Annotated in this window: 13 protein-coding genes; 4 read left to right on the top strand and 9 right to left on the bottom strand. The window is 72.9% G+C overall.

Annotation, left to right across the window (positions count from 1 at the left end):
- Both ACZ42X_RS12025 and trpS read left to right on the top strand, forming a co-directional pair.
- Positions 1 to 206 (top strand): hypothetical protein (locus ACZ42X_RS12025; RefSeq protein ID WP_468287405.1); only part of this gene is annotated, 206 nt, incomplete at its 5' end.
- 417 nt (positions 207 to 623) lie between these two features.
- Entirely contained in the window at positions 624 to 1,622 is a 999-nt protein-coding gene (gene trpS, locus ACZ42X_RS12020; protein WP_468287402.1) for a tryptophan--tRNA ligase, read from the top strand.
- 26 nt (positions 1,623 to 1,648) lie between these two features.
- Here trpS and proC read toward each other — a convergent pair whose 3' ends face one another.
- Positions 1,649 to 2,458: a pyrroline-5-carboxylate reductase gene (gene proC / locus ACZ42X_RS12015; RefSeq protein ID WP_468287399.1), complete on the bottom strand. Its 810-nt coding sequence runs from the start codon at positions 2,456 to 2,458 to the stop codon at positions 1,649 to 1,651.
- Between the two features lie 169 nt (positions 2,459 to 2,627).
- On the opposite strand from proC, the gene ACZ42X_RS12010 reads away from it, so the two are divergent.
- The gene (locus ACZ42X_RS12010) at positions 2,628 to 2,942 is read left to right on the top strand and encodes a hypothetical protein (RefSeq protein WP_468287396.1); all 315 of its coding nucleotides are present in this window, start codon (positions 2,628 to 2,630) and stop codon (positions 2,940 to 2,942) included.
- 63 nt (positions 2,943 to 3,005) lie between these two features.
- Here the strand turns inward: ACZ42X_RS12010 and ACZ42X_RS12005 are convergent, their stop codons facing one another.
- From ACZ42X_RS12005 to ACZ42X_RS11990, 4 genes are all read right to left on the bottom strand, one after another.
- Positions 3,006 to 3,743: an ABC transporter permease gene (locus tag ACZ42X_RS12005; RefSeq protein ID WP_468287393.1), complete on the bottom strand. Its 738-nt coding sequence runs from the start codon at positions 3,741 to 3,743 to the stop codon at positions 3,006 to 3,008.
- A complete protein-coding gene (locus ACZ42X_RS12000) occupies positions 3,740 to 4,510 on the bottom strand; it encodes an ABC transporter ATP-binding protein (RefSeq protein ID WP_468287390.1) in 771 nt (256 codons plus the stop codon). The genes ACZ42X_RS12005 and ACZ42X_RS12000 overlap by 4 nt, the downstream gene beginning before the upstream one ends.
- 53 nt (positions 4,511 to 4,563) lie before the next feature.
- A complete protein-coding gene (locus ACZ42X_RS11995; protein ID WP_468287515.1) occupies positions 4,564 to 5,034 on the bottom strand; it encodes a hypothetical protein in 471 nt (156 codons plus the stop codon).
- A gap of 124 nt (positions 5,035 to 5,158) precedes the next feature.
- Entirely contained in the window at positions 5,159 to 5,485 is a 327-nt protein-coding gene (locus ACZ42X_RS11990; protein WP_468287387.1) for an SH3 domain-containing protein, read from the bottom strand.
- Between the two features lie 161 nt (positions 5,486 to 5,646).
- Here ACZ42X_RS11990 and ACZ42X_RS11985 point away from each other — a divergent pair, with 161 nt between their 5' ends.
- Positions 5,647 to 7,764 (top strand): protein kinase domain-containing protein, encoded by a 2,118-nt coding sequence (locus tag ACZ42X_RS11985; RefSeq protein WP_468287384.1) that lies wholly within the window; start codon positions 5,647 to 5,649, stop codon positions 7,762 to 7,764.
- A 16-nt stretch (positions 7,765 to 7,780) separates the two neighbouring features.
- Here the strand turns inward: ACZ42X_RS11985 and ilvD are convergent, their stop codons facing one another.
- The 4 genes from ilvD to ACZ42X_RS11965 all read right to left on the bottom strand — a co-directional run bounded on the left by ilvD (position 7,781) and on the right by ACZ42X_RS11965 (position 12,139).
- Entirely contained in the window at positions 7,781 to 9,634 is a 1,854-nt protein-coding gene (gene ilvD, locus ACZ42X_RS11980; RefSeq protein WP_468287381.1) for a dihydroxy-acid dehydratase, read from the bottom strand.
- A gap of 102 nt (positions 9,635 to 9,736) precedes the next feature.
- Complete coding sequence (locus tag ACZ42X_RS11975) at positions 9,737 to 10,345, bottom strand: TetR/AcrR family transcriptional regulator (protein ID WP_468287378.1); 609 nt, start codon at positions 10,343 to 10,345, stop codon at positions 9,737 to 9,739.
- 7 nt (positions 10,346 to 10,352) lie between these two features.
- Positions 10,353 to 11,159, bottom strand: a complete 807-nt coding sequence (locus tag ACZ42X_RS11970; RefSeq protein ID WP_468287512.1) for a sugar phosphate isomerase/epimerase family protein — start codon at positions 11,157 to 11,159, stop codon at positions 10,353 to 10,355.
- Positions 11,160 to 11,203: 44 nt separating this feature from the next.
- On the bottom strand, positions 11,204 to 12,139 hold the full coding sequence (locus ACZ42X_RS11965) for a Ppx/GppA family phosphatase (protein WP_468287375.1): 936 nt from the start codon (positions 12,137 to 12,139) through the stop codon (positions 11,204 to 11,206).
- Between the last annotated feature and the right edge of the window lies 1 nt (position 12,140).

Below are 12,140 nucleotides of genomic sequence, written 5' to 3'. Positions count from 1 at the left end.
CCTCCGGGCGCTTCCCTTCGGTCTTTCGTGTTTCCAGCTTAGCAGATCCGTTTTCCGTTTCCGCCACCCGCTGGAGCGGGCTGCCGGGCCGTTCTGCGCTTTCGCGTTTCCCTTTCCGGCGGTTCCGACTCTATCAGATCCTTTCGGGCCTGATTCCCAGTCAGCGGGCTTGTCTTCCCGACCCGTTGGGCCGTTCCGACGAGTGAGACTTTAGCGAATCCGTTGCCCCGACGCTAATCGGGCTGCGTTCATTCGAACGCGGATCCTTCATTTCGCAAAAGCGCACGAGAAAACGAAACGACGACGTGGGTACGGCGTCGCTCGCCTGGAGTGGTTCTTGCGGAATGGCTGTCCGGGGACCGACCGGGGTCGGCGCTCACGTCGGACAACTCGGAGAACACTACGGATCCAGCAAATCCATGTCAACCCGAGGCCGCCTGGGTAGGCTGGAGGCATGACAACGCGCGTGTGCAACCTTCAGTGGTGGGCCGCCTGACGGCGGCCGGCACACGCGCATGCACTCAACGGCCGCCGCCTCGGCGGCCGTTCGCGTTTCTCCCTCCCGGTGGGGGTCGGCCGCAGGTGGTGGCGGCCTCCCTCGAGGAAGAGAAGGGGAGAACGCGATGACGCGGATCTTCAGTGGGGTCCAGCCGACGGGCCACCTGACGCTGGGCAACTACCTCGGCGCCGTGCGGCGGTGGGTCGAGGTGGATCAGCACCGGGCGGAGGCCCTGTTCAGCGTGGTGGACCTGCATGCGCTGACCGTCGAGCACGACCCGGCACGGGTGCGGCGGCTCAGTCGGCAGACGGCATCGCTCCTGCTGGCCGCCGGGCTCGACCCCCGGCGGTGCGTCCTCTTCGTACAGAGTCATGTGGACGAGCACGCTCGTCTGTCGTACCTGCTGGAGTGCACGGCTTCGGACGGCGAGCTGCGGCGCATGATCCAGTACAAGGAGAAGGGGGCGCTGGCGCGGGCGGCCGGGCAGAGTGTGCGGGTGTCGCTGCTGACGTACCCGGTGCTCATGGCGGCCGACATCCTCGCGTACGGGACCGACGAAGTGCCGGTGGGTGACGACCAGGCGCAGCATGTGGAGCTCACCAGGGATCTGGCCGTGCGGTTCAACCAGCGGTACGGGCACACGTTCACCGTGCCGAAGGCGATCCTGCCCCAGGTCGCGGCGCGGGTGCGGGATCTTCAGGACCCGACGTCCAAGATGGGGAAGTCACGCGGGAACGGGGCCGGGACCGTCTATCTGCTCGACGAGCCGGAGGCGGTGCGGCGGAAGGTCATGCGGGCCGTGACCGACGGCGGGCAGGACGTCACGTACGACCGGGACGCCAAGCCGGGAGTGACGAACCTGCTCGATGTGCTGGCGGCGTGCACCGGTGGGGACCCGGAGGCGCTGGCCGGTGCGTACACGTCGTACGGGGCGCTCAAGAAGGACACGGCCGCGGCGGTCGTGGAGGTCTTGCGGCCGCTGCGGGAGCGGCACGCGGAGCTGGTGGCCGATCCCGGATATGTGGAGGGGGTCCTGAGGGAGGGGGCTGAGCGGGCCCGGGCGATCGCGAGGCCGGTGGTGGACCGGGCCTACCGGGCGATCGGGCTGCTGCCCGCCGGTTGACGGCGCCGCCCGGGCTTCGGCGGACGTCAGCCGTTGCCGGAGGCGAGCTCGCGGCTGCGGTCGCGGGCCGCCTCCAGGGCCGCGATCAGGGCGGCGCGTACGCCGTGGTTCTCGAGCTCGCGGATGGCGCTGATCGTGGTGCCCGCGGGGGAGGTGACGGCCTCGCGGAGCTTGACCGGGTGCTCGCCGCTGTCGCGGAGCATAACGGCGGCGCCGATGGCGGCCTGGACGATGAGGTCGTGCGCCTGGGCGCGGGGCAGGCCCAGCAGGATGCCGGCGTCCGTCATGGCCTCGACCAGGTAGTAGAAGTACGCCGGGCCGGAGCCGGAGAGGGCGGTGGCGGCGTCCTGCTGGGTCTCGGGGACGCGGAGGGTCTTGCCGACGCCGCCGAAGATCTCCTCGGCGTGGAACAGGTGGTCCTGGGTGGCGTGGCTGCCGGCCGAGATCACGGACATGCCTTCGTCGACGAGGACGGGGGTGTTGGGCATGACGCGGACGACGGGGGTGCCGGCGGCGAGGCGTTCCTCGATGAAGGTGGTGGTGATGCCTGCGGCGGCGCTGATGACCAGGCGGTCGGGGGCGATGTGGGGGGCGAGCTCGTCGAGGAGCTTGCCCATGTCCTGGGGCTTGACCGCGAGGATGAGGGTGTCGGCGCGCTTGGCGGCGTCGGCGTTGCTGACGGGCTCGACTCCGTAGCGGGTGCGCAGCTCCTCGGCGCGTTCGGTGCGGCGGGCGGTGACGAGGAGGTGCTCGACCGGCCAGCCGGCGCGGATCATGCCACTGAGCAGGGCTTCACCGATCTTGCCGGTGCCGAGGACTGCGACTGTCTGGGTCATGGCTCTGTTCACCTCGCCGGGGAGTACGTGGGGCCATCCTCGCACCAGGAGCGGTGTGGCGGGTGGGGTGTCCGAGGAGCGGTACGGCGGTGGCGCCCGGGCCGGTCGGAACCGAATGATCGCGGTGGCGGTCCTACCGGGCGGCTGGTGGGCGGGAAGGAGGACGGTCGTGTCCGGAGACCTGTCGGGTGGCGTGCCGGAGGATGGCGAGCGGGGCGAACTGCGGTTCGTGCTGCGGGACCTGGGCCGTACGGGTGGTGAGGTGCGGCGGCCGCACGAGGTGCGGGCGAGACACCGGCGCGCGGTGGGGGCCGGGCTGGTCACGGTGGCGGTGCTGGGCGCGGCGGCGGTGGGCTCGCAGCCCGCGCCACCTTCCCCGCCGCCGCCTCCACCGACCCGTACGGCCACTCCTCATGCGCCTCCCGCGACGGCGCGGCCCCCGCACCCGGCTCCCCACCGGGCGCCGTCGCCGTCCGCTCCCTAGGGGGCAACGCGGCGAGGCGCGGCACCAGACGCCGCGAGCCCGGCAAGATCGGCAAGACACCCCCTAAGCGGTGCGGCGGCGGAGGGTGGCGGCGCCGAGGGTGAGGACGAGGAGGGCGCAGGCGGCGACGACGAGCGCGTCGCGCACGAAGTCGGCGGTCATGTCGGTGTGGCGGAGTACCTGGGCCATGCCGTCGACGGCGTACGACATGGGGAGCAGGTTCGAGAGCGTCTCCAGGGCCGGCTGCATGCGGTCGCGGGGGGTGAACAGGCCGCAGAGCAGGAGCTGCGGGAAGATCACGGCCGGCATGAACTGGACGGCCTGAAATTCGGAGGCGGCGAACGCCGAGACGAACAGGCCGAGCGCGGTGCCCAGCAGGGCGTCGAGGAGGGCCACCAGGAGCAGGAGCCAGGGAAAGCCGATGACGTCGAGGCCGAGGAGCCAGAGCGCGAGGCCGGTGGCGAGGGCCGACTGGACGACGGCGAGCAGGCCGAAGGCGAGGGCGTAGCCGGCGATGAGGTCCGCCTTGCCGAGCGGCAGGGCGAGGAGGCGTTCCAGGGTGCCGGAGGTGCGTTCGCGCAGGGTGGCGATGGAGGTCACCAGGAACATCGTGATCAGCGGGAAGATGCCCAGCAGCGAGGCGCCGAGGGAGTCGAAGGTGCGGGGGCTGCCGTCGAAGACGTACCGGAGCAGGACGAGCATCACGCACGGGACGAGCAGCATCAGTGCGAGGGAGCGCGGGTCGTGGCGTAGCTGGCGCAGGACGCGGGCGGCGGTGGCGAGGGTGCGGGAGCCGTTCATCGCGGGGCCTCCTGGCGGGCGGTGGCCGCGTCGACGAGGCGGAGGAAGGCCTCTTCGACGGTCGGGGTGTCGTGGCGGTGGCGCAGGGCGTCGGGGGTGTCGTCGGCCAGCAGCTCGCCGTCGCGCAGGAGGAGCAGGCGGTGGCAGCGTTCCGCCTCGTCCATGACGTGGGAGGAGACGAGGATCGTGGTGCCCCGCTCGGCGGCGATGCGGTGGAAGAGCCGCCACAGGTCGCGGCGGAGGACGGGGTCGAGGCCGACGGTCGGTTCGTCGAGGACGAGCAGGTCGGGGGTGCCGAGGAGGGCGACGGCGAGCGAGACACGGTTGCGCTGACCGCCGGAGAGCCGGCCGGCGAGGGCGTCGGCGTGTGAGGTGAGGTCCACGTCGGCGAGCGCGCGGGTGACGGAGGCGGCGCGGGTGTCGCGGTGGGTGCGGCCCGGCCGGAGGACGGCGGCGAAGTAGTCGAGGTTCTGGCGGACGGTGAGGTCGTCGTAGACGGAGGGGGCCTGGGTGACGTAGCCGACGCGGGCGCGCAGGGCGGGGTCGCCGGCGGGGCGGCCGAGGACGGTCAGCGCGCCGGTGACCTTGGCCTGGGTGCCGACGACGGCCCGCATGAGGGTGGACTTGCCGCACCCCGAGGGGCCGAGGAGGCCGGTGATCCGGCCGGGTGGCACGGCGAAGTCGAGGTCTCGGAGGACGGTGCGGGGGCCGCGTACGACGGTGAGGCCACGGGCTTGGACGGCAGCACCGGAGTGGTTATTCACCATGTGATGAATAGTTGCGCGCGCGGGAGGGCGCGTCAAGGGCAGCCGGTGCTGTGCTACTTCCGCTTCCGCTTGCGAGCGGCCGGGTTGCCGGCGCGGGTGGTGCGGCGCTTCTCGTACCGGGCGCGGGCCGTCTCGTACTCGGCGCGCAGCAGCTTCTCGCCCGGCGCTTCGGTGAGGGAGCGGACGAAGTAGGCGAGGAGGGAGCCGATGAAGCCGATGGCCTTCAGGCTGCGGAGCGCGTCCTCCCGGGAGGGGTCGGCGGGGCGGCGCGTGAAGCCCTGCCACGTCCTGCTGAACGCGATGGCGGTGCAGACGGCGAACATGACGACGACCAGGGTGTTGACGAAGCCGCCGACGTCGGCGATGGCCAGGCCCTGGTAGGCGAAGCGGAGGACGAGGGCGCCCGCGACGGCGGCCGCGAGCGAGCCGGCGGCGACGCCGGCGCGCCGCAGCCCGTACCCGCCGTCGTGGTCGACCCAGGTGGTGCCGAAGAAACGGAGGGATTCGGGCCGCGGCCCGGCGATCGTGCCGGTGCCGGTGCCGGTGCCGGTGCCGGTCGTCGTGTCCGCCGTCTTGCCCGTCTTGTCCGTCTGGTCGTCGCTCACGAGCCCGATTATCGCCGGAGCGGCGGAGCGACGGGCGAGGCGGTCAGGAGCAGCGCGGTGCGACGTACCCGTCGGTGCCCGTCTTCACGTACGCGTCGGAGACGAACTCGCCGTCCGCGATGTTGTCCCAGAGGGCCGTGGTGCCGTACGGGCCGGTGATGCGCTCGCCGGGCTTCTGGCAGTAGACCGGGACCCGCACGTCGTACGGGAGGGTCCGGATGAGGCGGTACTGGGTGCCCGGGCCGGACCGGACGTTGACCCGGTGGCCGGGGGCGACCGGGTAGCGGACGACGTCGGCGGCGGCGAACGCCGCGGTGTCCGCCTCCCCGGTGGCCGTGGCGGTCTGGGTGCTCGTGGTGGTGTCTTCCATGGGCTGTGGCCCTCCCCCGTGGTGGTGAGCCGGCGGTGCGCCGGGCTTCACTGTGTGCGACGCGCAGGCTAGCAAGCCCCACCGACATCGGACGCACCATCGACTAGGCTCCGAGCGTCGCATGCGCGGCCGAATATCGACGGGGACCACGGGGGTGGGCGATGCCGCCGGTGCCGGGATACGCCGGTCAGTACCGCCTGGAGGCACGGCTCGGAGCGGGCGGGATGGGCGTCGTACACCTCGCCCGGTCGGCCTCCGGACTGCGCCTCGCGGTGAAGGTGGTCCACGAGCAGTACGCCGCCGACCCGGAGTTCCGGGCCCGCTTCCGGCAGGAGGTGGCCGCCGCCCGCAGGGTGAGCGGGGCCTTCACTGCGCCCGTCGTGGACGCCGACCCGGACGCCGAGCGGCCGTGGATGGCCACCCTGTACGTGCCGGGTCCCACGCTCGCCGACCAGGTGAAGCGCAACGGCCCGCTGGCCCCCGCCGAGCTGCGCCGGCTGACCGCCGGCCTCGCGGAGGCGCTGCGCGACATCCACCGCGCCGGTGTCGTGCACCGCGACCTCAAGCCCGGCAACGTCCTGCTCACCGACACCGGCCCCCGCGTCATCGACTTCGGCATCTCGCGGCCCGTGGACAGTGACCTGCGCACGGAGACCGGCAAGCTGATCGGTTCGCCGCCGTACATGGCGCCCGAGCAGTTCCAGCGGCCCCGGGAGGTGGGCCCGGCGGCGGACGTGTTCGCGCTCGGCTCGGTCCTGGTGCACGCGGCGACCGGGCAGGGGCCGTTCGACGACGGCAGCCCGTACATCGTGGCGTACCAGGTGGTCCACGACGAGCCGGACCTGAGCGGGGTGCCCGCCGAGCTCGTGCCGCTCGTCGGCCGCTGCCTGGCCAAGGAGCCGGCCGACCGGCCGACGCCGGACGAGATCATGGCGGAGCTGCGGCCGCCGTCGTACGAGGCGACCGCGTTCATACCGGCGCAGCGCCGCCGGGAGACGGCGTTCACGGAGCCGGTTGCGGCGGAGCTGGTTCCGGCGCAAGCCGTTCCGGATGAACCTGTTCCGACCGCACCGGTGCGCCGCCGGCGCGCCCGGTGGCCCCTCGCCGCGGCCGCCCTCGTCGCGCTCGCCGCGGGCGGCGGCACCACACTGTGGGGCCTGAGCGGCGGTACGGGACAGACGCCGGCGCCGCGGGCCGCCGAAGCCGCCGGGGCGGTGGCCTCCTTCTCGCCGTGGCGCACGCCGCTGGGCACGTCCGGTGGTGACGCGGCGCCCCTGTGCGCGTACGCGGACGGCGCCCTGTACTGCGCGGCGTCCGGCAGCGGCCTCGCCCGGCTCGACCCGCGCGACGGGCGGGTCGTCTGGTCGCGGAAGACGGCGGCGGTGGACGGCGAGGCGTCCGAGCCCGTCGTGTCGGGGGGCCTGGTGCACACCGTCGCGCACGGCACCCTCCGTACGTACGCGGCCGGTGACGGAGCGCCCGCCTGGAGCGCCGACCTCTCCGCGTACGGCGGCGGCGTCCACCACGCCGGGGACACCGTGCTCTTCACGGCGCCCTCCGGCAGGGTCACGGGCGTCGACGGGGCGACGGGGCGCAAGCGCTGGCAGCACCCGCTGCGCGGTCACGACCAGCCGCGCTTCGGCCCGTACAGCGCGGAGACGGGGCTGGTGTACGCCTTCGAGGTCGCGGGGTCGGGGGCGAGCACCCTCGTCAGCGCGGTACGGCCCGGGGACGGCGCCGTCGTGTGGCAGCGACGGCTGGAGGGGCACCTGACACCCGTGGGCACGACGTCCGGCGGGGTCCTGCACCTGACGTCGCGGGACCGGGACTCGCAGACGGACGCGCTGGTGCGGTACGAGCCGGAGGGGCGCGCCGTCCACCGCGTACCGCTGCCGTTCCCCATGGCGGAGCCGCAGGTCGCGGTGGACGGGGACCGGGCGTACCTGCTGGCGCGCAACGGCACGCTCGTCGCCGTCGACACCCGTGCCCGCGTAGACCTGTGGCAGCTGGAGACGTCCACCGGCCGGGTGTCCCGGCCCGTGGTGGCCGCCGGCGGCGAGCGGCTGTACTTCACGGCGGCGGACGGCAGGCTGCTGGCCGTCGACACGGCGCGCGCGGCGGTGCTGGGCCAGACCGGGCCGAGGCTGCGCGGCGGGAGGCTCGGCTACGCCGCCTCCCTGCCCGCGCCGCTCGTCACCGCCGACGGCGGCGCGGTCGTGGCGACCGCGCCGGACGGGTCGGTCTTCGCCGTGGCGGCGAAGGACCCGACCCGCTGGTGAGGCTCGGCTCCGGTGGTCAGCCGAGCTTGGTGACGTCGCGCACCGCGCCCTTGTCGGCGCTCGTCGCCATCGCCGCGTACGCGCGCAGCGCCGCCGAGACCTTGCGCTCGCGGTTCTTCGGCGCGTACACGCCGCCCAGCGCCTCGCGGCGGGCGTCCAGCGTGGCGTCGTCGACGAGCAGCTCGATGGCGCGGTTCGGGATGTCGATGCGGATGCGGTCGCCGTCCTCGACGAGCGCGATCGTGCCGCCGCTCGCCGCCTCCGGCGAGGCGTGGCCGATCGACAGGCCGGACGTGCCGCCGGAGAAGCGGCCGTCGGTGATCAGGGCGCAGGTCTTGCCCAGGCCCCGGCCCTTGAGGAAGGACGTCGGGTAGAGCATCTCCTGCATGCCGGGGCCGCCCTTGGGGCCCTCGTAGCGGATGACGACGACGTCGCCGTCGGTGATCCGCTTGTTGAGGATCTTCTCGACGGCCTCCTCCTGCGACTCGCAGACGACGGCCGGGCCCTCGAAGGTCCAGATCGACTCGTCGACACCGGCGGTCTTCACGACGCACCCGTCCACGGCGAGGTTGCCCCGGAGGACCGCCAGACCGCCGTCCTTCGAGTACGCGTGCTCGGCGGAGCGGATGCAGCCCTCGGCGGCGTCCGTGTCGAGGGAGTCCCAGCGCTCCGACTGCGAGAACGCCTCGGCGGAGCGGCGGCAGCCGGGGGCGGCGTGCCACAGCTCGACGGCCTCGGGCGACGGGGAGCCGCCGCGCACGTCCCAGGTCTTGAGCCAGTCGGTGAGGGAGGTGCTGTGGACGGAGTGCACGTCCTCGTTGAGCAGCCCGGCGCGGTGCAGCTCGCCGAGGAGGGCGGGGATGCCGCCGGCGCGGTGCACGTCCTCCATGTAGTACGTACGGTCCTTGGCGACGTTCGGCGCGACCTTGGCGAGGCACGGCACGCGGCGCGAGACGGCGTCGATCTCCTCCAGGCCGAACGGGACGCCCGCCTCCTGGGCGGCGGCCAGCAGGTGCAGGATCGTGTTGGTGGAACCGCCCATGGCGATGTCGAGGGCCATGGCGTTCTCGAACGCCGCCATGGTGGCGATGTTGCGCGGCAGGACCGACTCGTCGCCCTGGGTGTAGTAGCGGTCGGTCAGCTCGACGACGGTGCGGGCGGCGTTCTCGTACAGGGCGCGGCGGGCCGTGTGGGTCGCCAGGGTCGAGCCGTTGCCGGGGAGGGAGAGGCCGATGGCCTCGGTCAGGCAGTTCATCGAGTTGGCGGTGAACATGCCGGAACAGGACCCGCAGGTCGGACAGGCGTTCTCCTCGATGCGGAGGATGTCGGCGTCCGAGATCTTGTCGTTGACGGCGTCCGAGATGGCGTCGACCAGGTCGAGCGTGCGGACCGTGCCGTCGACCAGGGTGGCCTTGCCGGCCTCCATCGGGCCGCCGGAGACGAAGACGGCCGGGATGTTGAGGCGCAGGGCGGCCATCAGCATGCCCGGGGTGATCTTGTCGCAGTTGGAGATGCAGATCAGGGCGTCGGCGCAGTGCGCCTCGACCATGTACTCGACGCTGTCCGCGATCAGGTCGCGGGACGGCAGCGAGTAGAGCATGCCGCCGTGGCCCATGGCGATGCCGTCGTCGACGGCGATCGTGTTGAACTCGCGCGCGATGCCGCCCGCCTGCGTGATCGCCTCGGAGACGATCCGGCCGACCGGCTGGAGGTGGGTGTGGCCGGGCACGAACTCCGTGAAGGAGTTGGCGACCGCGATGATCGGCTTCCGACCGATGTCCGCACCGGGTACACCGGAGGCGCGCATCAGGGCGCGGGCGCCCGCCATGTTGCGGCCGTGGGTGACGGTGCGGGACCTCAGCTCGGGCATCGTCGCTCGCTCCTTAACGAAGAGGACAAAGAGGTGTCTTCTTCGAGCGTACGCGGTGACTCCAAGATCTGGACATGTCGTCCGGGTAGTGGGACGGCCGGCTCACGCCTCGGTCAGGTACCGCTGGAGCGCGGGCGCCACCATGGCCACGATCTGCTCCGGGTCCGCCGAGGCGAGCGGTTCGACGCGGACGACGTACCGCAGGATCGCGATCCCGATCATGTGGGAGGCGGCCAGCTCGGCCCGGAACTTCGGGTCCGGTACGCGCAGCTCCCCGGCCACCCGCTCCAGGAGCCGCCGCAGGACGAAGCCGCGCAGCACGGTGGCGGCGGCCTCGTGCGTCAGCGCGGAGCGGAGGATCGCGAGGAGGGGCGCGCGGGTCGCGGGGTTCTCCCAGACGCCGAGGAACGTGCGGGCGAGACGTTCGCCGACGCCTTCGGGTCCCGCGCCGAGCACGGCCGGGACGACCAGCGCGGGCTCGAAGGACATCTCGATGGCGGCGGCGAAGACGTCGTCCTTCGTACCGAAGTAGTGGTGGACGAGGGCCGGGTCCACGCCCGCCGTCCTGGCGATGCCGCGTACCGACGTCTTGTCGTACCCGCGGGCGGCGAACTCGGCGCGCGCGGCTTCGAGGATGCGCTCGCGGGCGCCCGGTCCTTCGGCGGCGGCGGTCCGTGGCGGGCGCCCGCGCCGCCTGGGCGACTCGGTCATGAGGCGGTCATGAGGTGCGCGCGGAGGAGGCCAGGTGGAGCCGGGTGAAGGCGAGGGCCTCCGCCAGGTCGGCCTCGCGTTCGGCGGCGGACATCGCGCGCCGCGTGTTGACCTCGACGACGACGTGGCCGTCGAAGCCGGACCGGGCCAGGTACTCCAGCAGCTCGGCGCACGGCTGCGTGCCGCGCCCCGGCACCAGGTGCTCGTCCTTCGCCGAACCGCGCCCGTCGGCCAGGTGCACGTGCCCGAGGCGGTCGCCCATGCGGGCCACCATGTCCATCGCCTCGACGCGGGCGGTGGCGGTGTGTGAGAGGTCGACGGTGTAGTGGCGGTAGTCGTCCTTCGTGACGTCCCACTCGGGCGCGTACGCGAGCATCTCGCGGTCCCGGTAGCGCCACGGGTACATGTTCTCGACGGCGAAGCGCACGTCGGTCTCGTTCGCCATCCGCCAGATGCCGCTGACGAAGTCACGGGCGTACTGGCGCTGCCAGCGGAACGGCGGGTGGACGACGACGGTCGACGCGCCGAGCTTCTCGGCCGCCGCCTGGGCGCGCTGGAGCTTCACCCACGGGTCGGTGGACCAGACCCGCTGGGTGATCAGCAGACACGGCGCGTGGACGGCGAGGATCGGCACCTGGTGGTAGTCCGAGAGCCGGCGCAGCGCCTCGATGTCCTGGCTGACCGGGTCGGTCCACACCATGATCTCGACGCCGTCGTACCCCAGGCGCGCGGCGACCTCGAAGGCCGTCGCCGTCGACTCGGGATACACCGAGGCCGTCGAGAGCGCGACCTTCGCCTCCGGGATGCGCACCACTGTTTCCGACGGATCTGCCACGAGTGACAGGGTACGGGGCGCGGCTAGGGAGCGGTCGGGAGGTGGTCGAGGCGGCGCAGGATCACGCCCTCGCGCAGCGCCCACGGGCAGATCTCCAGCTCCTCGACGCCGAAGAGGTCCATCGCGCCCTCCGCGACCAGCGCCCCGGCCAGCAGCTGGCGGGCGCGGCCCTCGGACACGCCCGGCAGGGCGCAGCGCTGCACGGCGGTCATGGCGGCGAGCTTGGGGACCCACTCCTGGAGTGACGTACGGGTCAGCACGCGCTGCGCGTACAGGCCCTCGCCGGAGCCGGGCGCACCGGCGAGCCGGGCCAGCTGCTTGAACGTCTTCGACGTCGCCACGACGTGGTCCGGCGGACCGAAGCGGGCGATCTCGCCGACCGTGCGGGCTATCTCCGTGCGGACGTGGCGGCGCAGCGCCTTCACGTCGTCGGGGTCCGGCGGGTCGCCGGGGAGCCAGCCGGCGGTGAGCCGTCCGGCGCCCAGCGGGAGGGAGACGGCCGCGTCGGGCTCCTCGTCCATGCCGTACGCGATCTCCAGCGAGCCGCCGCCGATGTCGAGCAGCAGCAGCTTCCCGGCGGACCAGCCGAACCAGCGGCGGGCGGCGAGGAAGGTGAGGCGGGCCTCCTCCTCGCCGGTGAGGACCGTCAGTTCGACGCCGGTCTCCTCGCGGACCCGCTTGAGGACCTCGTCGGCATTGGAGGCGTCACGGATCGCGGAGGTCGCGAAGGGGAGGACGTCCTCGCAGCCCTTGTCCTCGGCGGTGTGCACGGCGTCGGCGGTGATGGTGACCAGGCGCTGGATGCCCTCGGGGCCGATCGCGCCGTCGGCGTCGAGCAGTTCCGCGAGGCGCAGATCCGCCTTGTGCGAGTGGGCGGGAAGGGGGCGGGCGCCGGGGTGCGCGTCCATGACCAGCAGGTGCACCGTGTTCGAACCGACGTCGAGGACTCCGAGTCTCATG

Source organism: Streptomyces sp. NPDC030862 (assembly GCF_055571835.1).
Note: the sequence above shows the minus strand (reverse complement) of the source record. Positions and strands in the feature narration are given on the sequence as shown.